Annotated in this window: 19 protein-coding genes; 3 read left to right on the forward strand and 16 right to left on the reverse strand. The window is 48.4% G+C overall.

Going from position 1 to position 22,638, the window contains the following annotated elements; genetic code table 11:
* Nucleotides 1-117 precede the first annotated feature (117 nt).
* Nucleotides 118-381: a YkgJ family cysteine cluster protein gene (locus K6Q96_RS12275; RefSeq protein ID WP_002541050.1), complete on the forward strand. Its 264-nt coding sequence runs from the start codon at nt 118-120 to the stop codon at nt 379-381.
* Here the strand turns inward: K6Q96_RS12275 and K6Q96_RS12280 are convergent.
* Nucleotides 378-959 carry a sugar O-acetyltransferase gene (locus tag K6Q96_RS12280; protein ID WP_251876077.1) on the reverse strand — a complete coding sequence of 194 codons (582 nt, stop codon included), beginning with the start codon at nt 957-959 and terminating at the stop codon, nt 378-380. The two genes, K6Q96_RS12275 and K6Q96_RS12280, sit on opposite strands and share 4 nt — an antisense overlap.
* 122 nt (nt 960-1,081) lie before the next feature.
* Here K6Q96_RS12280 and K6Q96_RS12285 point away from each other — a divergent pair, with 122 nt between their 5' ends.
* On the forward strand, nt 1,082-2,491 hold the full coding sequence (locus K6Q96_RS12285) for a hypothetical protein (RefSeq protein WP_251876079.1): 1,410 nt from the start codon (nt 1,082-1,084) through the stop codon (nt 2,489-2,491).
* Nucleotides 2,492-2,540: 49 nt separating this feature from the next.
* On the opposite strand, the gene K6Q96_RS12290 is transcribed toward K6Q96_RS12285, so the two are convergent.
* The 14 genes from K6Q96_RS12290 to K6Q96_RS12355 all read right to left on the reverse strand — a co-directional run bounded on the left by K6Q96_RS12290 (nt 2,541) and on the right by K6Q96_RS12355 (nt 19,974).
* Entirely contained in the window at nt 2,541-2,999 is a 459-nt protein-coding gene (locus tag K6Q96_RS12290; RefSeq protein WP_251876081.1) for an FKBP-type peptidyl-prolyl cis-trans isomerase, read from the reverse strand.
* A 158-nt stretch (nt 3,000-3,157) separates the two neighbouring features.
* Nucleotides 3,158-3,895, reverse strand: a complete 738-nt coding sequence (locus tag K6Q96_RS12295) for a 3'-5' exonuclease (protein ID WP_251876083.1) — start codon at nt 3,893-3,895, stop codon at nt 3,158-3,160.
* A gap of 9 nt (nt 3,896-3,904) precedes the next feature.
* Complete coding sequence (locus K6Q96_RS12300; RefSeq protein WP_251876085.1) at nt 3,905-5,788, reverse strand: DUF294 nucleotidyltransferase-like domain-containing protein; 1,884 nt, start codon at nt 5,786-5,788, stop codon at nt 3,905-3,907.
* 111 nt (nt 5,789-5,899) lie between these two features.
* Nucleotides 5,900-7,534: a BCCT family transporter gene (locus tag K6Q96_RS12305; protein ID WP_062660770.1), complete on the reverse strand. Its 1,635-nt coding sequence runs from the start codon at nt 7,532-7,534 to the stop codon at nt 5,900-5,902.
* Nucleotides 7,535-7,974: 440 nt separating this feature from the next.
* The gene (locus K6Q96_RS12310; RefSeq protein WP_251876087.1) at nt 7,975-9,606 is read right to left on the reverse strand and encodes a BCCT family transporter; all 1,632 of its coding nucleotides are present in this window, start codon (nt 9,604-9,606) and stop codon (nt 7,975-7,977) included.
* Between the two features lie 207 nt (nt 9,607-9,813).
* Nucleotides 9,814-11,367 (reverse strand): cryptochrome/photolyase family protein, encoded by a 1,554-nt coding sequence (locus tag K6Q96_RS12315; RefSeq protein ID WP_251876089.1) that lies wholly within the window; start codon nt 11,365-11,367, stop codon nt 9,814-9,816.
* 108 nt (nt 11,368-11,475) lie between these two features.
* Nucleotides 11,476-11,679 (reverse strand): cation:dicarboxylate symporter family transporter, encoded by a 204-nt coding sequence (locus tag K6Q96_RS12320; protein WP_251879641.1) that lies wholly within the window; start codon nt 11,677-11,679, stop codon nt 11,476-11,478.
* A 166-nt stretch (nt 11,680-11,845) separates the two neighbouring features.
* Nucleotides 11,846-13,036, reverse strand: a complete 1,191-nt coding sequence (locus K6Q96_RS12325) for a putative manganese transporter (RefSeq protein WP_251876091.1) — start codon at nt 13,034-13,036, stop codon at nt 11,846-11,848.
* A 185-nt stretch (nt 13,037-13,221) separates the two neighbouring features.
* Nucleotides 13,222-14,847 carry a methyl-accepting chemotaxis protein gene (locus K6Q96_RS12330; RefSeq protein ID WP_251876093.1) on the reverse strand — a complete coding sequence of 542 codons (1,626 nt, stop codon included), beginning with the start codon at nt 14,845-14,847 and terminating at the stop codon, nt 13,222-13,224.
* Nucleotides 14,848-15,071: 224 nt separating this feature from the next.
* The gene (locus K6Q96_RS12335; protein WP_251876095.1) at nt 15,072-16,529 is read right to left on the reverse strand and encodes a nucleoside hydrolase; all 1,458 of its coding nucleotides are present in this window, start codon (nt 16,527-16,529) and stop codon (nt 15,072-15,074) included.
* Entirely contained in the window at nt 16,498-17,976 is a 1,479-nt protein-coding gene (locus K6Q96_RS12340) for a GGDEF domain-containing protein (protein WP_251876098.1), read from the reverse strand. The genes K6Q96_RS12335 and K6Q96_RS12340 overlap by 32 nt, the downstream gene beginning before the upstream one ends.
* 31 nt (nt 17,977-18,007) lie before the next feature.
* Nucleotides 18,008-18,502: a hypothetical protein gene (locus K6Q96_RS12345; protein WP_251879642.1), complete on the reverse strand. Its 495-nt coding sequence runs from the start codon at nt 18,500-18,502 to the stop codon at nt 18,008-18,010.
* A gap of 150 nt (nt 18,503-18,652) precedes the next feature.
* Nucleotides 18,653-19,501, reverse strand: a complete 849-nt coding sequence (hdfR, locus tag K6Q96_RS12350; RefSeq protein ID WP_251876100.1) for an HTH-type transcriptional regulator HdfR — start codon at nt 19,499-19,501, stop codon at nt 18,653-18,655.
* Between the two features lie 143 nt (nt 19,502-19,644).
* Nucleotides 19,645-19,974, reverse strand: coding sequence for a hypothetical protein (locus K6Q96_RS12355; RefSeq protein WP_251876102.1), 330 nt, complete (start codon nt 19,972-19,974; stop codon nt 19,645-19,647).
* A gap of 297 nt (nt 19,975-20,271) precedes the next feature.
* Here K6Q96_RS12355 and K6Q96_RS12360 point away from each other — a divergent pair, with 297 nt between their 5' ends.
* The gene (locus tag K6Q96_RS12360; protein ID WP_251876104.1) at nt 20,272-21,477 is read left to right on the forward strand and encodes a pyridoxal-phosphate-dependent aminotransferase family protein; all 1,206 of its coding nucleotides are present in this window, start codon (nt 20,272-20,274) and stop codon (nt 21,475-21,477) included.
* A gap of 19 nt (nt 21,478-21,496) precedes the next feature.
* Here K6Q96_RS12360 and K6Q96_RS12365 read toward each other — a convergent pair whose 3' ends face one another.
* Complete coding sequence (locus K6Q96_RS12365) at nt 21,497-22,477, reverse strand: hypothetical protein (protein ID WP_251876106.1); 981 nt, start codon at nt 22,475-22,477, stop codon at nt 21,497-21,499.
* Nucleotides 22,478-22,638 lie beyond the last annotated feature (161 nt).

The following is a 22,638-nucleotide window of genomic DNA, read 5'->3' on the forward strand; positions in this document are numbered from 1 at the left end:
TCAATCAAGGGCTTATGGGCGATGACTATCAACATTTTGCGTTTACTCAGCGTGAGTGATACTGTGCGCGCCCACTATTGGATTATAACCAAATAACCCGTTCATTGAGACCGAGAGATGACTGATACCGCTGTAAGCTGTCGTTTAGGTTGTGGTGCTTGCTGCATCGCGCCAAGCATTTCTTCGCCTATTCCAGGTATGCCCAATGGCAAACCGGCCGGGGTCCGTTGCATCCAATTGAATGAAGAGAATCTTTGTAAGATTTTCGGCCAGCCTGAGCGCCCTGCCGTGTGTGGGCAATTCAAAGCTGACCGGGATATTTGTGGAAGCACCAATCAATATGCGATTGACGTGCTCACAGAGTTAGAATCGTTAACTTAACCTCGTTCGGCGATCTCTTCAGCAGTCAGATCACGCACCACTTTGGCCGGGTTACCGACAGCAATCGTGTTATCTGGAATATCTTTTGTCACCACACTGCCCGCGCCAATGACGCAGTTCTTGCCAATCGTCACACCGGGCAGCACAATCACCCCGCCACCTAACCATGCATTGTCACCGACGGTAATGGGCAAGCCATATTCTTCCAAATCATAAACGCGGCGCTGAACATCCAGTGGGTGTGTTGCTGTCAAAAGTTGCACGTTGTTCGCCATCATCACGCGATTGCCTATGGTGACAGGCGCGACATCCAAAATCGTACAGTTGAAGTTCATAAAGACATTCTCACCAAAGGTCACATGAATTCCGTAATCACAGAAAAATGGCGGCTCGATATACACAGACTCCGGTGCGTTTGGTAACAAATCACGCTTGGCGGTTTTCCACTCATCACTTTCTGGCAGGCTTTGGTTAAAACGGCGCATCGCTTCCCGGCAGCGCATTTTATCTGCCACCAGCTCTTCATCACTCGCGCGATAAAGCTCACCACTTAGCATTTTTTGCTTCTCGGTTTTCATTTTTTGTCCTTTGTACCGACACTGTTATACAACCAAGCAACTTTAAGATGCCGGATTCAGCGAGCATCTTCAGATTGTTTGGGTATAGTTCAAACCGAACAGTAACTTATAGATAGGGCACAATGCTGAGATCCCGGTTCTTTTTCTTACTATTGGCAACGTTGTTAGTTGGGTGTGTCACGCCTCACCAACCTAGCCTTTTCAGCCAAAATGATGCGGTGTGCGAAAGTCACCTCTCTGCTTATTACAAGAATGTAGAACATGAGCGTGATTTCAAACTGCCGTACCATAAGGATGACCGCTTTCCCCATCTAGCTTTCGATCGGTTCAGTACTTCCTTTGTCAATGAGCTAAGTGATGCGCCTGCCAAGGCGCAGTGGCTCGCTTACGTCGCACAGAGAGGAAAAAAACAGTTGGAGACGGCATTGACACTCGTTCCCATCAGCGCCGCTGAGAATAATCTGATGATGCAGTGTCAGGAACAACTGGTTGAGGAGAGCATTGAGAACCCGAAGTTCTGGAGTGAGTTAGAGAAACATCCTCCTACCGTGCCGACAGCTTACGAACATTGGAAACGTGTATTAGGCGTTTATCCAGTCGCCAGCCTTGTCGCGGAAGGGCAGATTGAAGAGGAGCAGGAGCGCATAAAGGCGGATTTTGGTAGAACGCTCACACAACCTTTTCGTTATGGTGAACCCCCCTCACCTATGGCACAGCGTGAAGTTGCCAAAGTGCTATCAGAAGCGAGCAAATACTCATCCTTAAATTGGCCTTTGCTGACTGAATCTGAGTCTGCAGCACTACTTGATCGCTTTTCACCGTTCTTCTTGGTGGAGACCTTATCAGTGGACGATATTCCCGGTGCTTTGGCTTTTGAAAACCGGGTATTTATCGATACCCAAAAGCCTGTGCTCTATCGCGACGTGACCTATACGCGTTTTCATGGGAAAGTGTTGCCACAACTCAACTATGCTTTGTGGTTTCCCGCAAGAACCGCCAAAAGTGCCTTGGACCCCTATGCTGGAGAGTTTGATGCGGTAAACATCCGTATTACGCTGGGTGAAGATGGCAAACCGCTCATTCTGGACTCCATTCACCAGTGTGGCTGTTATCACATGGTGTATGCATTGAGTCCAACACTTCGGTTTTTAGAGCGTAATGATGAAAAACCAATCCAAAACTATCTATTCCCCAACACGGACGAGGGCCGTTTTGAAATCAGCCTCACGGCCGAAGAACACATGATAAACGCGGTTCATGTTATCGATAACATCGCGCCAGATATCGAGCTCCAAGCAGGGGCAAGCGGTGAAACACTAGTACTCTCTGACAGTCAGGGAAACAAGCACACGCCTTTTGATGAGTATGGCATTTTAAATGAAAGCCTTCGCGGTGAGCGCTGGTTCCTGTGGCCATTTGGCGTGCGCTCACCCGGCGCAATGAGACAACACGGACAGCATGCCATTGCCTTTATTGGAGAACGTCACTTTGATGATGCCTTCATCCTAGAAACCCTGTTAGATAGGCACTAACAAAAAAAGCGAGCTCAACGGCTCGCTTTTTCTCTTCACTTTTCAGTGATTAGTGAACATGGCCGTGTTCGATTTCTTCGGCAGTTGCTTCACGCACTTCGCGGATAACACCTTCAAATTGGAGTACGACACCCGCCAATGGATGGTTGCCGTCAATCGTCACTTCATCGCCTTCAATCGCGATAATAGTTACCTGAATGTTGCCCTGTGGACCCTGCGCGTTGAAGACCATGCCCACATCCAGTTCATCAACACCCTGGAAAACGCCACGCTCAACCACTTGAATCAACGCTTCATTGCGCTGGCCATATGCGTCATCTGGTTGGATTTGAACAGAAAACTCTTCGCCCTCTGCACGACCAGCCAATGCTTTTTCCAGACCAGGAATAATGTTTCCTGCACCGTGAAGATACGCTAAAGGATCTTGGCCTTCCGAAGTATCAATCAGCTGTCCTTCTTCATCTTTTACGGTGTAGTCGATTTTTACGACTTTGTTGTCTTCAATCATCTTGCCATCCTTTGTCGGCAGCGAATTTATGCTGATAACAGCGCACTCTCTGACTGTAACACAGTGTGCAATGCACTAAAAAAATCGGCCCAGTTGCAGCGTTTTGAATCCTAAAAACGTGAACTTAGGCCAATATCATTGATTTTAGTCGCTGGGATTTAACGCCACAGTGCCTTGATAGGGTAATCGCGGCCAAATCGATGCGCGATTTGTGCCTGAAGCAACTCAGCTGTCGCAATGGCATCAGTCAACGCATTATGTCCCTGATAGAAAGGCAGGTTATAACGTCGACGGCTGTCAGCAAGACGGATAGATGTCAGTGGTTTTCTCAGTAAGCAAGACCAGAATTTCTGGGAAGGTTTGCGGTAATACCAGGATTCAATCTCCAGAGTATCGACCACCGGAAACAACAAGGTTTCACCAAGCCGACTTTTGACCGCTGCTTCAATAAAGTCGCGCTCAATACGGCGGTAATGCACCACCACGATCTTTCCTTCCAGAGAAGCCAATACCTCTTCCAGAATGCGGCGTAAGTCCGGCGCATCACTCACGTCAGAGTGGGTAATGCCATGGAAAACCACGGAGTCATCTTCTAGCGGTCTTCTCGGCTTTACAATCCAATGCTTGGCTTCGCGGCAATGGATACGGTTAAGTGTAAACGGCACTAAACCGATGCTGACAATATCGTTTTTGCTGGGATCCAACCCGGTGGTTTCCAGATCAAGTGCGACGAACTCCACATCCGATACCGGAGTCTCCCCATCAACTACACCCGCCTCATAAAAACGCTTCAGAAGAGGCACCTTGGCTTTTTGCTTCAATCGCTCATTGAGCGTTGACCAATTAGGCCCCGCCTTGACGTCTTTTGTACCGTTTTTAGGTTCAAGAATTAACACAGCGTTTCCCTAATTACTGCGGTTAGGCTGGTAACGATATTTCAGGAACTTCTGAGCGTTACTCATGATCTGGAATGCATCCTTGAGGTTGCGGCGCTCAAATTCAGACAGATTTTCCGGCTCAATATTGTTATCCGGCTCAATTTCCTGTTCGACATCAATGGCCTGATGGCGAATTCGAACCATGGAAATGAATTCCATCGCATCGCGAATATCTTCACCACGCCCTTTTGGCAAAATACCCGCTTCGATAATGTCATCCAGACGCTCAAATGAGTTCTGGGAACGGGAGCCCACAGCCAACGCATGGACACGGATCAGGTCTGCCAATGGCGCAGTACCACGACGTTTCAGGTTCATTGAGTTCTTGTGGCGGCCATCCTGCTCCATCACAAAGCTTTTAAAGAAACCCAGTGGTGGCGTGCGGTTCAGAGCATTGCGAGCCATACAGGCCAAGAATCGATTGTTTCGTTTTGCACGGCGAGAAACGAAAGCCTTTAGCGTTTCCGCCCAGTTCGTCGCGCCGTAAACGCCATCCAGATCGAAGAAGATATTGCTGTTCAGTAATGACTGAGGGTTTGGCTGATCAATCCAGTCTGCGAACGTTTCTTCCCACTCGGCACGGGTCTTACGCCACTCCGGATTGGTCGCCATGATATTGCCGGTACAATAGCTGTAACCACATTGTGCAAGGCCATCACTCACGAACTTTGCCAAGTTTACGAAGTATTCTTCATGTTCCGCAGGATCGTATTTGTCATCCAGAATCAGTGCGTTGTCCTGATCGGTGACAATCAGTTGTTCGTCGCGCGCCATAGAACCAAGCGCGAGGAAACAATAACCCACAGGTGGTGGGCCATACTCTTCTTCATACAGTTCAAGAAGGCGTTGCTTGAAACTCCTGCCTATCACCGCCATTGCAGAACCAATCATATGTGAATTCGCGTCTTCCGAAACCATACGAGAGAAACAGGCTGGGACATCTTTCGACAACGCAGCCAGATCGTCGATGGTTTGCTGACGGAAAATGCTGCTCACGATAACCAGGCTGCTTTGGGATTCATAACGAACGATATCCGATAGCGCGACCACGCCCACAGGCTGCTGATTTTTCATGATGGGTAAGTGATGTAGGTTGTTACGAAGCATGGTCAGCATGGCTTCGAACACATAGGCATTATGATCAAGCGTGATGATTTGCGGAGTCAGAATCTCGGTGATCGGCGTGTCATAGGCCAAACCTGGTGCAACTACGCGGGAGCGTAAATCGCGGTCGGTAATAATGCCGGCAATGCGTTCCTGATCGACGCCTTCATCGTCCTCTTCTAAAGTCATCACAAGTAATGAAGACACACCTTCATCTGTCATGACTTGTGCTGCATGCCGAACGGAAGACTCACAATCCACGGTCACAGGATCACGCAAAATCAGGTTAGTGACTTTAGAGGTAGTGAGGTCGTTGCTGTCGCGATGGTTCTCCACCGCCTGACGCAAACGAGTGCCATCTTCCACTTCCATAAAGTCTGAGAAAGCTTCGTAACGTTCACTGAGATCATCAAAAACCGTATCGGGAATGAAATAGACCAGACTGTCTTCTATCGCTTTGGCCGGGAAACGAACTCGGCGATTCATCATCAAACCCCATTGCCCAAAGGTTCCTCCTTCAGACAAACGGTTGAATAGCTCCCCTTTACGGCGATAAATTTCAACCACACCACTTCTGACAATACACAGGTCCTGAATCGGCTGGCCGTATTCGTATATCTGGGTATCTGCACGGAAATAGGAGATTTCTACCTGCTTGGCGACTTCGTCCACTTCCTCTTCAGGCAGTTCATCAAACGGGGCATGTTGTTTGAGAAACGCTGCGATTTCTATTTGTTCCGCTTCCATTACTTCTCAATCTCTCAGTGAGCGTTCTTATTCGAATCACTCTAACTACAAACCAGACAAAACGGGGCAGACGTTGAGTGTCTGCCCCGTTTCAGTTAGCGATTGAATCACCTAGCTTCTCGGTTCAGACATCAAGCCTTTGATGACCGAGACACAGGCAACCAACAATACTATGGTGAACGGAAATCCGGTTGAGACCGCCATCGCCTGTAATGCAACGAGACCGCCACCCAGCAGAAGCACAATGGCAACCAACCCTTCAAACGTACACCAGAAAACTCGCTGTGGTACAGGTGCATCTACCTTACCACCAGCAGCGATAGTATCGATAACCAGCGAACCGGAATCTGATGAGGTCACAAAGAAAACCACCACCAGAACGATACCGATAAATGATGTAATCGACGCCAATGGCAATGCATCCAGCATTGCGAACAGCTGCAGCGGAAGCGCTGCTTCGGTGACTGCCGTATAGCCATCGTTCACCAGTTGGCTAATGGCAGTGCCGCCGAATGCGGTCATCCAAAGCACACATGCCAGTGAAGGGATCAGCAGTACGCAGACGATAAATTCACGTACCGAGCGACCGCGTGAAACACGCGCAATAAACATACCAACGAATGGGGACCATGAAATCCACCATGCCCAGTAGAATGCCGTCCAACCTTGCGAGAAGTTAGCGTCTTCCCGCCCAAACGGATTCGCCAGCGCAGGTAAATGTTCAACGTATGACGCGATATTGCCGAAGAAACCAGTGACAATAGCCAGCGTTGGGCCCATCACAATCACGAACAGAAGCAGCGCGATTGCCAGCATCATATTGATTTCAGACAAGCGCTTCACACCTGCATCCAGACCCGCCATGACAGACACCAACGCCAGTCCGGTAATGAAGATCACGAGGACAATTTCTGTGGTAGTACCCAGTGGAACACCAAACAGGAAGTTAAGACCTGCCGCTGCCTGAGACGCACCAAAGCCAAGAGAAGTTGCTAAACCAAACAGAGTGGCCACCACGGCGAGTATATCAATGACATGACCTACCCAGCCCCATACGCGCTCACCGAACAACGGATAGAACACAGAACGCATGGTCAGAGGCAAGCCTTTGTTAAATGAGAACAGCGCCAAGCCTAATGCCAGAATCGCGTAAATCGCCCAAGGGTGGAGGCCCCAGTGATAAATGGTGGCCGCCATCGCCAAATCTTTCGCGGCTGCCGCATCACCGGCTGCTGCTCCAAGCGGAGCCCAGTCAGTACGCACGCCATTTTCGACCGAAGTACCGCCAAATGCAGATGCATAGTGTGAAAGTGGCTCTGAGACACCGTAGAACATCAGGCCAATGCCCATACCGGCGGCAAATAACATGGAGAACCAACCAGCATAGGTGTAATCCGGTGTTGCTTCTGTACCACCCAACCGCACTTTACCCAGAGGGCTGACCACAAGCACCAAACAGACAATCACGAAAATATCGCCTGCTGACAGGAAGAACCAATCCAGATTTGACGTCAACCAGCTTCGAATCTCACCAAAAACTGGGGCGACATCTTTTTGGAAAGCAAGAGTAACGAAGACAAATAGAACGACGGCAAGGCCGGAGATCAGGAAAACACGGTTGTGAATATCCAGGCCCAACGGCCCGATCTTCATGGCAATGTTGTCCTGCCCAACCTGATAATCTGTGTCTATGGGGTTGACGTCACCATCCGGTTTCATCAACTCTTCATGACTTTTATCGCTCACAGTAAACTCCTTAATCCGTTTGGCGAGTTAAGCAGTCAATGGCGTTGAATATGCATGGTGGAATAACGGAAAACGAGGCTTTCTATCATCAGGCATATTGAACGCTCACTAACTTAAGGTCTAATGACCTAAACACTCTAACATATCCTTAGTGTTCAATGCTTCAATAGTGAGAAATGAGTCGAATTAATCGCTGTAATTGCACAATAATTAGCCACAATATCGTGTTAATCAGGCAGACAGCCAACGCAAATAACCATTGAGCTCTAAACATTGGATTCGCGTACTAACCCTCTATTTCTATCCCTGCGTAAGGTGGGTGAATTACGCAAATGCGCCGCTCTGGATCCAGTTTCGGTCAATGTGTCAATTACGTTTTGTGTTTGGGATTTTGCATAAAAAAGAAAAATCCGGGCGCAAACCCGGATTTATTTTTTAGCTTACTTGCGTGGCTCAGACATCAATCCCTTCACTAGGGAGAACGCACACATCAGCAGTACGATACAGAATGGCAAGCCAGTCGACACAACCATTGCTTGTAGTGCACCAAGACCGCCGCCCAGCAACAGAGAAATCGCTACCAAACCAACAAACGAACACCAGAAGATGCGTTGTGGAACTGGCGCATCTACCTTACCGCCAGCAGAAATGGTATCGATAACCAGTGAACCTGAGTCTGAAGAGGTGACAAAGAACACCACAACCAGAATGATACCCAGCAGAGAGGTAATGCTCGACAAAGGCAGGCCATCCAACATGTTGAACAGTTGAAGCGGCAGATCCGCATCAACCACCGCGCGGTAGCCATCCTGAAGCTGCTCAATCGCTGTGGTACCAAATGCCGTCATCCAAAGCACACACACTGAGGTTGGGATCAGCAGTACACAGATGATGAATTCACGAACGGTGCGACCACGCGAAACTCGAGCGATAAACATACCCACGAATGGGGACCAAGACATCCACCACGCCCAATAGAACGCAGTCCAGCCTTGTGAGTAGTTTGCATCTTCTCGGCCAAATGGATTCGACAGTGCTGGCAGGTTCTCAAAGTACGCCACCATGTTGGTACCGAGGTTGGTGAAGATTGATAGGGTTGGACCCACTACAATCACAAACACCATCAGCAAGGTCGCCATCGCCATGTTGAACTCAGACAAACGCTTCACACCGGAGTCCAGACCCGCCACTACCGACATCAGTGCCAAACCCGTGATACCAATGATCAGAATTACCTGAGTGGTAATTCCGCTTGGAATGTTGAACAGGAAATCCAGACCAGCTGCCGCCTGCGACGCACCAAAGCCCAGTGACGTAGCCAAACCAAATAGGGTTGCCACAACCGCAGTGATATCAATGATATGGCCCGGCCAACCCCAGATGCGTTCCCCAAAGATTGGATAGAACACGGAGCGGATGGTCAGCGGAAGACCTTTGTTGAATGAGAACAACGCCAGAGACAAAGCCAGCAGAGCGTAGATTGCCCATGGGTGCAGGCCCCAGTGATAAATCGTCGCGGCCATACCCAGATCTTTTGCAGCAACCATGTCGCCCGCAGCACCACCCAATGGTGCCCAGTCAGTACGAACGCCGTTTGCCTCAACCACACCGCTAAAAGAAGATGCATAGTGTGAAAGTGGTTCAGACACGCCATAGAACATCAGGCCGATCCCCATACCCGCAGCAAACAGCATGGAGAACCAACCAACATAGGTGTAATCAGGCGTCGCTTCTGTGCCGCCGAGACGCACTCGTCCCAATGGGCTGAAAATAAGGATCAGGCAGAGAATAACGAATAGGTTACCTGCGCCGATGAAAAACCAGTCCATCTGGGCAGTGAGGGTGTTGCGCATTTCGTTGAACAAAGGCCCAACAGAGTTACGAAACAGCAGAGTGACTAACACGAACAGTGCAATCATACCGCCTGAAACCCAAAATACGCGGTTATGGATATCAAGACCCAAAGGACCGATTTTCAGGGCGATATTATCCTGACCTACTTGGTAGTCAGTATCGATAGGCGTCACCGCACCATCTGGTGACATTAATTCATCGTGGCTTTTATCACTCACAACGACAACTCCATTTTACATTCACAACATTCAGGCCAATTTGCCTGAATAAACGCAAACTATTACCGTTTACGTCAGTGAGGTAAAACAAAAATAACTTGTCGTATCAGCATGATTTTTCGATATTAACACCCCAAGAAACACCCAAAGCATCACCCATTCATCATGCCAATTATTGAGATTTAAATATCAATATAAATTAACCAGTTAGAGATTATCGAGAACACTTAAATAGTGTTCAGCTTGTTCAAGCACTTCATCCCGCTCTTCGTCAGATTTACTGTCCCACCCACGATAGACCATGCCTGCGCGCGGATTCACAGCAATTCGGGCACGATGCCGCTCCATAAAATGCCAATAAAGGCTATTCAGAGGACAAGCGCCCTCACCTACTTTTTCTTTCACTTTATAATGGCAATTGGTGCAGTAGTCGCTCATCTTGTTGATGTAGTTTCCGCTCGCACTGTAAGGCTTGGTCGCAAATAGCCCACCGTCAGCAAACAAAGCCATCCCCCGGACATTTGGCAGCTCTACCCACTCAATAGCATCGACGTAAATCCCCAGATACCAGGCATCAACTTCTTCCGGTGCTATGCCCGTAAGCAGGGTGAAGTTACCGGTAACCATCAAACGTTGAATGTGATGCGCGTAACCGTAATCGAGCGACTGCTGAATAGCTTGTTTAAGGCATTGCATCTTCGTCTCGCCCGTCCAGAAGAATTCAGGTAACTTCCGTGCACCGCCCAATGCGTTCATCGTTGAATAGTCCGGCATATTCGCCCAGTAAAGCCCTCTGACAAATTCGCGCCAGCCCAAGATTTGTCTGACAAAACCCTCTATCTGATTAATGCTTATCCCGGATTCAGGATGGCGATAGGCACGAATAGCAGCGTGAATGACCTGCATTGGATGAAGCATTTTGCTGTTTAGCGCAAAGGAAAGACGGGAGTGATAGAGACTCCAACGATGAGGGCTCTCGGATGTCATCGCGTCCTGAAAGCTACCGAATTTTGGCAACAGGTACTGACAGAAGTAGTCGAGCAGTGCCAGCGATTGTTTGCGTGTGACAGGCCAAAGAAGCTGCGAACTAGCAAGCCCGATGGTTTCCACACCATGACGTTCCAAACGCTCGAGAATTGCAGACACATCATTAGCGAATACCAAAGGCTCAGGAATACATTCAAGCTCTGCTTTGGTCAGCTTGGCGCGATTGTCTTTGTCGTAATTCCATTTTCCCCCTTCCGGTTTGTCATCTTCCATCATCACGTCAAACTGCTTGCGCATTTTGCGGTAGAAAGACTCCATCAGGTGGTGTTTCCCCGCAGTGAAATGTTGGTTTAAGGCGTCATCGGGTACCAGAAAATGCTCGCAACCCAACTGGGTGGTCTCAATATCTAAAGATGCGCTAAACAGGCGAAGCTGTTCGCGCAAGCGGTATTCATCCGGAAGCTGATGCTCAAAGCGCGTGACACTGTGTTTATCAATCAATGCCTTTAACAGTGCGTCCAGCGAATCGAAGGATTGTGTTTCATCCAGCGTCATGTGTTTCACATGATGACCCGCTTTCTCCAAGGCAGTCGCAAACCCTTCCATTGCGGCGAAAAAAGCACAGACCTTCTGAACGTGATGAGGGGCATAGTCTGTTTCCTGACGAAGCTCTGCCATCAGGTACAACACGCCGTCATCACGTTCGCTAAACCAGGAATGACTGGCATTGAGCTGGTCACCGAGAATGAGTCTGAGGGTATGGATTTGGGTCATTGGTCTGCTGCCATTTCTGCAATTTTTCAACAGTATGGATTACGTTATGGGAAGACGAGAGATCAAAAAACGCCAGACAAGCTGGCGTTTTTCTTAACCAATGAAGATTTACTGTGAGTGAGGTCTGCCTGCCAACACGAAGAAGTATTCCGCCAAGCTGACAACCGCAGACAAACCCAATGTCGTGAACAGTTTCGCCATCAAACAGAACACACCGAATGGTGCGAGGTTCATCAGAAGCGCAACCATATTCATATCACTTCGTTCAAATCGCGGAAGAATGCTGCGATACGTTCGCCCGGTTTGCCGGATGCACTTATCGCAATACCAAACAACAGTGCAAAAATGATGATTTGCAGCGCGATGGTCTACGACTGTTCAAAAAGCCATCAACCCTATTAACAAAGTCAGGTACACCAAAACGACGCTCCTCCTGGAAGCGGAAAAGCGACGTGGAAGGTACATACCCAAATAAGGATTAGCTTTCTACCAGCCAGAAGTAGCTATAAGCGGCGATTAAAGCGGGTAGAGAGGAGTATAGCGTTGCCACAATAGCAGCTTTTGGCGCCAGAGCTATCGCTGGGAAAAGTGCATCGCCATCATTGGAGATAGCATTTCCTATTTGTGCCGACATGGGTATTGCGCCGCTAATGTATAAGCTGGTGACCAAAATCTGGGGACCACATCCAGGAAGTAGACCCACTATAACCCCCATCAAGGGAACCAAGGCTCCCCAACCAGAAAAGAGTTCCGTGAGATCCAGCCCCAGCCAAAGCACACAAAGCTCAAACACCAGAAAGGCTGCAATCACCCAGACCGTTACAAAGTTGGTGTCCTGAGCGACACGCTGGAAAAGATGCGATTCACTGTCTTTGGGATCTTCTCCCACCAAAGACTCATAATTCTCCGCCTCTCGCGCCAGCGCCCAGAATGTCACTGTCATGATTGCCAGTGCCGCTCCAGCCCATTCAGATGCGCCTGTAGGTAAATGGAGCAAAGTATCAGTATCAAATTGCATCGAGCCAAGCAGTGCCATTACCAATGAGGGAACCAGCAGCCACTGCCAAAATCGGCCCTGCACACTGATGTGTGTTTGACTGTCTGATTGATTGGCACAAGCAGGTAATTTTGATGAGAGGTTTTTAGGACGCATGAAGTCATCATGGTGCAGCGCATCAACGATTTGTCCAGAAACCACACCCACTGCAAAACCCAAACCAATCATAAAGATACCATCTGATGGCCTTGTCGCCAGTAGCAGAAAAGCCGCATCCCCCATGGTAGCCGTCAATACAGCGACAACACTGCCAAAACTGAGGTGACCACGCACAAACTGGGTAATAACAACGATAGCCCCTCCACATCCGGGTAGAGCACCCATTGCCGCAGAAAACACCACCTGAAGGTTTTTCCGCTTCGCTAAACGTGAAAACCAAGCTCCCTGCCGATCGAACGTGTCCGTCAAATAGTGGAACAATGCCAATGTCGCGGCGACGTAAGCAGCGACCTGCCAAAACGCATCCGCTAAAACGGAAATGGTTACTGCGCGTGTTGGTTCGGCAAAAATCAATGCAAGTAACATTACAGGTGCAAAAAGGCGGCGTTTTTTAATCGCCCACAAATGCCCTTTGGATACTGGCGCTAAGAGTCGTGAAAGTAGTCCTGTCATCGTTTGAATTATGATAATGAGAATTATTATCAATAATAGATCGTAGGTGAAGAATTGCAACAGGTTGTTTGAATATATATACCCAAATAACCGGAGGATGCAGTGTTCAGGTAGTTTGGGTATGGGAGGGAGAGAAAAGAAAACCGCCCCGAAAGGCGGTTTGTAAAATGGTTTAAATCTGGCGCTTAAACGCGGAAGAAGGCAAGTTCTTGCTTCTGGTTTTCAGCGAGCTGAGACAATTCCTGACTCGCCGATGCACTCTGACTGATACCGGTAACATTTTGGGTAATGATGCTCGACATATTAGTAATATTACGATTGATGTCCTGAGTCACAGCAGACTGTTGCTCAGCTGCCGTAGCGACCAGTGTGTTCATGTCAGTGATTTGTGCCACAGACTGGGTAATACCGTTCAAGGCATCGTTCGCCTGCTGGCTAAGCTCTTGTGTACGAGCCAGAACATCCATGCAGGTTCCCATACTGTCACCCGCTTGCGACGCCTGAACCTGCAGACCTTCGATAATTTCCTGGATCTCTTTAGTCGATGCTTCAGTGCGCGCTGCCAACATACGTACTTCATCTGCCACCACCGCAAAGCCACGGCCAGAGTGGCCCGCACGCGCGGCTTCAATCGCAGCGTTCAGTGCCAGCAGGTTTGTCTGCTCGGAAATACCACGGATCACTTCGACCACATGACTGATACGTTCAGACTGCTCGCGTAATGTGGTCACAACACTGGCGGTATTTTCAATCGATTCTGCCATTTGAACAGCGGCTTGCGTGCTCTGCTCAAACACTGCCAAGCCTTGCGCAGCAAGCTCATCAGTCTGACGCGCTGCATGGTCTGCATTCACAGCGTTGTCTGATACGTTGTCTGCTGTGCTGGAAAGCTCAGTGACCGCAGAGGCAACTTGTTCAATTTCAGCCTGTTCTTGCTGCGCATTCACCGCAGACTGATTCATTACTGCTGCCAGTTCTGTTGAAGCTGCTGCGACTTCATCACTGATACTGAACAGTGTTGTCACAGTATGACGCAGTTGGCTGATAGTTTGGTTGGTGTCACGACCTAAACGCGCCAGCTCGTTTTCACCATCATCATTCGCCTGAACATTCAGATCACCCGTCGCCAGACGACGCATCACGTCCTGAAGCTCTTCCAATGGTTTCACAATCACACCTGAAAGCCACCAGCCAAATAGCATCGCCAGCGTTAATGCTCCGACCATCACAAGGCCTAGAGTCACCATCATCTTGTCTGCATTGTCGTCAGACATTTCCAGATCTTGCTCTACTAACGGGTTGATGAATGCAGACAGTGCAGTGATGTCTTTCATCATGTCTGCACCCAGCTCACGGTATTGATTCACCATTGCGTTGTAGCGTGGCATCGCAATTTGCTGGTTAAAATAAGCTTCTATCGTTGGTTGCGCTTTGGTCTCGGTATAACGCATGTAGTCGCTCACGCTTTTTTCGATGTTAAGCGCCAAATCGCGAAGAACGTTTGTTTTCGCCATTTCGCGTGAAATCGTCAGTGCTTCATTACCCAGCTTGGTGACATTGTCATCCATTTGCTTGGTTCGCTGTGAATCGTAGATGCCGTAAATCGCCTCAACACGCATTGCCCATACAATGTCTGTCAGTTTAGACACACGATCTTTGTCAGTCGCTGCCTGACGGGCAGTATTGCTGACGTTGTAAACCGCAGATTCAACTTCGCTTTTAGCGAAGAACATCACTGCGAAAGTGCTTAGAACCAAAATAAAGATGGGGATCAGAATTTGATATCGGATAGAGATGCTTTTTAGAGACATTTGTCGCTTAAACCTGAGTCTGCATGATTAAAATTGCGCGCATTATGAGACTAAGATCAATATTTGCCAACCATGAATTCTCTTCTAGCAATATTTATTTTGGTATTTTTTTAAGCGCCAAATTTGCGTCAGAATCGTCAAATTTTTGAGGAAGAGTATTCAGATAAATCAGGTATTGTAACTAGTGGTACCTTTGGGCTAGAGGCACCACCAAATCTGGATTACTATACGATACCTCTAAAGACTCCTACGCGTCGCCCCTCCTCCATTTCCCACTGTACTCCGTAACGGTCAATCCAGTAGAAGAATGTTATTGGGAAACCATCTAACTCAACTGGATGATAATCTTCAGATGGGTTGATCATCCTTACGCCTTCCTGCTCCTTCAAGTAATGGAAGACCTCATTGCAGTTAGCGACTTCCATCGCAATATGGCGTGGGCCACCAAGATCATACGTCTTTGGCTGAGGAGGTAATTCACAACTCCCCTGAGGCTTGCGGTAATGCATCAATTCAATATAAACACCTGCATTGGGGTGCTTGATAAATAGTACATCCAACTCTACCGGCTGCTTGCCAAGACCTGCATCAAGCGCAAAGCTCTGCATGGTCACGCCAGGGTAATACATGGCATTACCTTGTTCATCGTGCGCCCGTTCGAAACCTAAAACCCGCTGGTAATACTCAGCCGCTGCTCCGACATCATCCACAATCACGTTGATATGAGACAACCCGAGTACTTGTTGCGCGATGGTCTGCTTCGAAAGTCTCGCCAGCATGTCTGCTTTAACGCCGCTTTCGACATCAACACAGTAGGATACCGGATAACCCGTCGTTTCTTCATTACAAACCAAATATGGCTTGTTCACCCCTTTTTCTGTATCACTGGGGGCAGACACTATATGCGCAAACCGTGTCTCTTGGGTAAACCAAGACGGACTTAACACATAGGCTGCGGCCACCATATCGAAGGGGTTAAAGCCTTGACGGGCGCCCAAAATAATTTCCCACTCAGCCCACCATCCCAGCGAATGCCTTGCAAGGAAACTTCCCATTGGACCTTGTTTGCGAAGCTTCGCCAGATCTTCAAAATCTACCCAGACTTTCTTACACACGCCGAATGGCACGAGCACAACAGGTACGCCGCTTTTTAACACTGCTTCAAATGCGGCAGTGTCAAACTCGAAATTCAAATCGCGAAAAGGTTTGAGCTGGAATGTGCCGGATTTGAAAGTTTCATCCACCGACTCTCTGCCTGCAACAGCAACAACTTTTTCGATCTTCCCAGCAAGATCTGGGCGGGCTTTCAACAAAAGCGCGATATTTGTCAGTGCACCGATCGCCAAGATGGTCATTGGCCCCTGTTCAAGTTGCTTAGCCAACTCCGACACAGCGTCAGGAATCGAGTCAGAATCTTGCTTAAAATCTGTTGCTGCCCCCTGATAAACCTTGTAGCTATTCGCCCCAAAGTCCTGAACAAACTGCTTAGCTATTTGAGTAGATTCGTTGATGTCATCGGTGTTTCCGCGGGTTGAGCTAATCCCAAGGATTTCGATTTCAGAGCTATGCATTAGACTGCCTAACGCGTAGCCATCATCTACATCTTTGTATTGTAAAAACTTATGATGAGCACCAATAGTAATATCTGTGTCAATCCAAAGTCTTGATTGCTTGTTTATCACAATGTTCCTTCCCTGGGGTTTGATGTTTATCTATTTCCTTAAAAATGACTCGGTTGCGTCCTGCCCGTTTAGCGACATATAGCTGCTTGTCAGCAAAATCGAACACATCTTGATAGCTCAAGGACGTCGCGCGCGGAGAAACCATCACAGCACCAACCGACAACGTGACAGCGCCATGTTCGGAGACATGATGAATACCCATCTCCTCCACCTCAGACCTCATTCGCTCCGCAATGCGTATCAGGCTTTCTGCTTCATACACCTTGAGCAGCACGACAAATTCCTCACCACCAATTCGAAAACAAAGATCATTGTTGCGGGTAGTACTGAGCAAGACATCTGCGATCTTCTTTATCACCTCATCGCCTTTACCGTGACCAAAAGTGTCGTTGTAGAGTTTAAAGAAGTCGATATCACACACAATGACCCCAAAGCTCGCTCCCTGGTTACGAGTGTTATTAAACAAGGCTTCCGCACGGTTTTCGTAGTTATGCCTTCCGCTTAATCCTGTCAGGGCATCGGTATCCGACAAATGCTTCAGCAGCTTAAGCTGTGACTGAGTTTTACGAGTCAGACGGTGAAGACCACGAGCAAGGGTGCCAATTTCATCGCTACGGTTTATCTCGTCTAACGCCGCAATATTCAGTTGTTCAATATCTTTGTCCATCTGTTCCGCCAGTGTTCTAAGCGGCGCAACCAACCAATGGGTAACCCCTGCAATAAGGAGAAGAGAAACCATCAAAGCAATCACAGCTTCGATAGCGATGGTGAGATAAATTTCATGTTTGAGGGAGAAGAGGTTTGAGGCATCAAATACAGCGTAAATATTGCCGCCATTTTTATTAAACAGCGGTAATTGCAGTGTCACAATACCGTATTCAGGTAGTAATTCGTACTTACCAGATTGCGGCTTCAAAGGCCAAGGCGCTGAAAACTCGCTGGTTCGCGCCACACCTAGTTCTAATGCAGCCAAATCATCGTCGGCTTTTTTCAAAAGAAAAGTCAGTTTCCTCTTAGTAACGTCATTCAGGTTGTGTTGCTGCAAATTTATCGCGAGGTCTTTACGGCGTTGTCGTGCGTTAGACAGTTCTTCGCTACTGACGTCAGTTCGCCAGATATCGCCACTCTCTCGGAGATAGCGAACACCGACCTTATTGTCTTTGTAATCAGAAGTGCCTTGAATATCCAGGAACAACAATGCTTCGATATTAGTGAGAGATTCTTTTTGCGAAGGCATAGTAAGAGCAGTGTAATTCCGACCCGCAACGGCGGCGGAGATTTCACGCATCAGTGGCAATACGGACTGTTCAATCAATGCCGCTTCGTGGTTAACTCGGGATTCCCATTCACTTTGATAGCGAGAGTAGCTCATTCCCGCGATCAGAATAATCACCAGCATCAAGTGAGAAACAAATAGCAGCTGATTGATCGTAAATCGGTTCAGCATTTATATCTCCTTCCCGACAGACAATGAGCGTCTACTCATAAGGCGATAAAACTGGCTCCGTGCAGGTGCCATTGATACAAATATCTTTGTAGGTATCGTGGCAGCGGGCGCAGAATTCGGGTTCAAGCGTGGGGTGCATGCTAGCTATATCTTCGCCTTTACGGTTATAGCTGCCATACATTGGCAGGCCGCTGAAGTGTTCAGTCACCCAAATAATGCCCTGTACTTCAGAGACAGCGACCACCGTTGGGCCATCGGTGTAAGGGCCATGCGTCTTGTATTGCTCGAGCTTTTCTGGATTGACGCGAATGGTAAGTGGTGAACCTTGGCCATCATTAATCCAGGCATAGGCTCGGACAGCCTCCTGAATGAAAAGTGATGTATCTGGAGGAAGAACTGTGTCCGCAGGCAAGGTCAGGGACTCTTTTACGACGGGCCAATCTTCCCAGCCCTCTGGGTAACTTGCTACTGAGTCTGCATAAGTCAATGAATAAATTGAAATAGTCAGCCACAACCCGACAGCCATGCCAATCCTTGCAAAATACATTCATTTCTCCCAAATAAAACACTCGAGTCAGAAACTATCCAACTTGAGTATTTTAACGGTTAAAAAAAAGTATCTAAAACGCAGATCGTCAATAATCGAGCCCGTTAACATTAACGCGAGAAAAGCGCGTTAACTTTCCTTTTCAAGACTGATAACAAGCTGTTCAATCTCTTCATGTTTGTCGCTGCTAGAAAGCCAAACCAAGTAGAGTTCATTGGCCATCGCCGGGCTCTCTTTCACCACATTAAGAGCACCTGCTTCAATCCAAGGCTCAGCAACGGTCGACGGCAAGAAGCCAACACCACCCCGGTTTAACAGAAATTTAAGCGCTGGCTGACAGGCATGGCTATGCAAAATTGGGGTACGCTGCAACGCCATGATACGGCTGTGTTCCAGGCCAAAGCGCGTTCCCCAGTCCAGATAAACCATCGGCAGTTCACCGATAGATTCCATGTCTTGATCCGGCTCGCTGGAAACCAGCAGTAATTCAAATGAAGTGATACGGTGTTGCTGCAGATCCGCCAATTTAGGGGGTTCACTGGTCAGTACCACATCCACTTGTTTATCAAGCAATGCAGTAGAGATTTGCTGGCGATTCAAGGATTCAGTGCGAAGCGCCCAATCAGGTTGGCTGGATTCCACCTGCTCTAACCAGTCACTGCAGCTGTCCATTTCCCAGATAAGCGACGTCGCCCCAACCGTGAGTTGCTGCTGATAGCTACTGGTTAACGCCACATCCTGACGCGCCCTTCCCCACGTCTGCAAAATGCTTTCCGCGTAAGGTACAAAACGCTCACCTGCCGCTGTTAAACGCAAATCGCCGCGCTTACGGGTAAATACAGGCGTTCCCAGTTTAATTTCCAGCTGGCGGATGCGAAAGCTGACAGCAGACTGCGTCAAATACAGGTTGGTCGCCGCCTTACCAAAGTGGCGGGTCTTGTTCACTTCCAGGAACGTGCGTAGTAGGTCGGTATCCATAATCAGCAATAAATCAAAATAATTTCGTCAACTTGCGTTATCAGGGAAAACCCTTATCGGGTCAAGGGTAAAACGCACAAATCAGCGCAATTGCGGATCAATTGAACGCGCGGCACGTAGTGGCAGGAATACTTAGTACAAGTTTACGTTGTATCGTGGTGGCGAGAGACAGGTTTAGGCAAAGAGAAACATAACGCATATGCGGCCAACCCCAAACACCAAGCCACAACGAACAAACCCCAGAACTCAACGAAACTCCCTATCAGCAAGGACGCTGATAGCAAGAAAGTTACCACCAATAGAATATTCATGATGGTTGCCAGATAACGGTTTGCCTTGAAGCTTTTTCCCCAAAAAACAAACACGCAAAGGTTAATCGCCGCGACCTGCCGACTGTAGTACCTATCGAGATACATCGCGAGCCAGAATCCCCACAGTGAGCCCACTGCTATGTCGAGCCAAGTCTCAAACATCGAGCCTCCAAAACATGAAACTGTTTCCACCCGAGCTTAAAAAATTGATGTTTGGGTGGAATGCGTAACACAGTGTAAGCCTTGCGCAACCAGTTACATGTCTCATTATGGAGACTATGAGTGTCACGATGCTTACCGCAAGTAACTGAATTAAAGGACAACAGTTTGAACATCAATTTGCGATGAGTTAGCTCCCAATGCACATGGAAATCCCTGTGTCGCTGTGCGACTATGCCTTTACAAGCAATGCCTCCGACAAGAAGTCGCCCAAGCACAGAATCAACACAGGAGTTATACGTGCGCATATCTGCCCCCATCGTCGAATCACTGGATAACATCCTTCCCGAAGAACCTTTGTTGATGATGGGCGCTGGCCCTGTGCCAATTCCTGCCAAAGTCGCCGCCGCCAACGGTATTGTGATTAACCACCTTGGTGAGACCATGTCACGTATCATCGACCAGGTTAAATCCATGTCACGCTATGTATTCCAGACCGAGTCTTCACACATTCTTGGTGTTGCAGGTCCAGGGTCTGCGGCGATGGAAATGGCGGTCGCTAATCTGGTTGCGCCAGGTGACAAGGTGCTGTCTGTCAGCAATGGCTTTTTCAGCGGCCGTTTGGCGGAAATGTCTGAACGTGTTGGTGGAGAAGTCACCCGCTATACCATCGCTGAAAGGCAAGCAGCGAACCCTGAGGAGATCGCCAAAGCGGTTGCCGAAATACAGCCCAAAGTACTTACTATCGTTCAGGGTGAAACCTCCAATACGGTTTGTAATGGAGCGCTGCCGGAAATCTGTAGTGCAGCGAAAGAGGCAGGATGTCTGGTGATTGTTGACGCTGTCTGTACCCTCAGCACCATGCCCCTCAACATGGATGAATGGGGAGTGGATGCCGTAATCACAGGTGGCCAGAAAGGCTTGAGCTGCATTCCCGGCGTTTCACTGGTGGCCTTCTCTGAGCTAGCCTGGGACAAAATTACCAAACGGGAAGATACGCTTCGTCACTGGTGTCTTGATGCAAAGCTGGCGGACAAATTCTGGTATCAAAGCTCCTACCATTACACCGCGCCGGTTTCAGGCATTATGGCCATTCATGAAGCACTGCGACTGATTTGCGATGAAACCTTAGAAAAGCGCTTTGACCGCCACCTCAAATGCTCCCTTGCCCTTCAGGCTGGTATTCAAGGTCTCGGGCTTTCCCTTTATGCCGACAAAGCCTCGCGACTGAACTCTGTCGTAGGTATCAATGTGCCGGAGGGGTTGAACCAGAAAGAGATTCTGGCGGCGATTTCACGAGATTTCAAAGTGGAGATATCAGGGTCATTTGGTCTGAACATTGTTCGAATCGGACAAATGGGCGAGCAATGCCGCGTGCACAACATCTTCCGTACTATCCACGCTTTAGGTTCGACTATCCAAAGACTCGGTGGCGAAGCAAACTTACCGTTAGGTGTGGCAATGTTGGAAAAAACGTTGCAGGAGTACCAGCCACAGTTTGGCTGACAGGAGTAGATCGGAAGGTTCAGGGTGACGTCAAGTTGGGTTGAAACGGCTCGCCATCGATATGCATAACGCCATCCTCAAGGGTGATAACAAACTCATGGTTTGGCGAATATTCTCTGCCTTCTGAGCCAAGATGTAAGTACTCGCTATCAAATTCGTAGAGGTGGGTGACCGCTATCCTAACCAGCTTACGGTTCCTCATGTAGCGTAGCAGGTTGCCATAAGCACTTCGCAGCGCCGCATTGTTCTCACCCTCACCAAGAAAGTAAATGCTGTAGGCGCGGGCTAACATCAAAGCCAGCGTTTTTGAGCCGTCATCGTTTTGCATGCCAAGGCTTTCTGGCTCAACTTCATGGTCATCTTTGATGGCTAACACGTTGCAATCAAATTCTCCCAAATACACCAGTAAATCGGTATCAGAAGACATATGTTTTGACGCTTCATTAATCAATGCAGAAACCATAGACTGTGCCCCCTCCCAGTAGGGTGAAGGTGAACTGCCGCTCGCCACAACTTTGCTTTCCACATGAATATCAATACCCGTACCAAAAAGGAAATCATGAACTGAGAGCGTGACGTCTTCGTTTTTGCTTGTCAGTAAGGTGACAAACTTAGGCTCAAGCAAGACTTTGGGATGCGGTGTATTTTCGAAAAAGTGGTCGCCCAGCTTCACAGCCGCCGAGACCTTGCGTTGTTCTTTGCCAACCAGAAAGTGGAACGTGGTTTTTTTGGTCAGGAAATTGTAGCGAGGGCGTTTAAATATATTGAAGCGCACTTTCTCACGGCTACAGAGCAAAAATAGATGAGGTTCTGAAAGCTTTTGATCGAGATGGTTTTTCAGGTTGGCACGGTAATCGACCACATATTGGCTAAGTTTACGGATTTCCTGCGAAAAGCGTTCGTCCTTAAGCAAGTCGCACCACAAAATATCCGAGCCAGTCAGTTCCGAATGGCAACTCACCAGCGCTGGATTTTCGATTAATCGAAGTGCCGCAACCACATCCCTATCCTTATGTTTACGCAGTCATTTTAAGCGTAGTGGATATTCGCCTGATCACCCATGAATTTTGCCGGATTGAGATCTGTGATATCCGCGTGCAACGCGGCGCTGCAAGGGCTGTTGGTATGGTATACCTAAAAATATCGGATTCAACGAGGTTG

It is taken from the genome of Grimontia kaedaensis, from assembly GCF_023746615.1.
In the GTDB taxonomy this organism is placed as follows: domain Bacteria; phylum Pseudomonadota; class Gammaproteobacteria; order Enterobacterales; family Vibrionaceae; genus Enterovibrio; species Enterovibrio kaedaensis.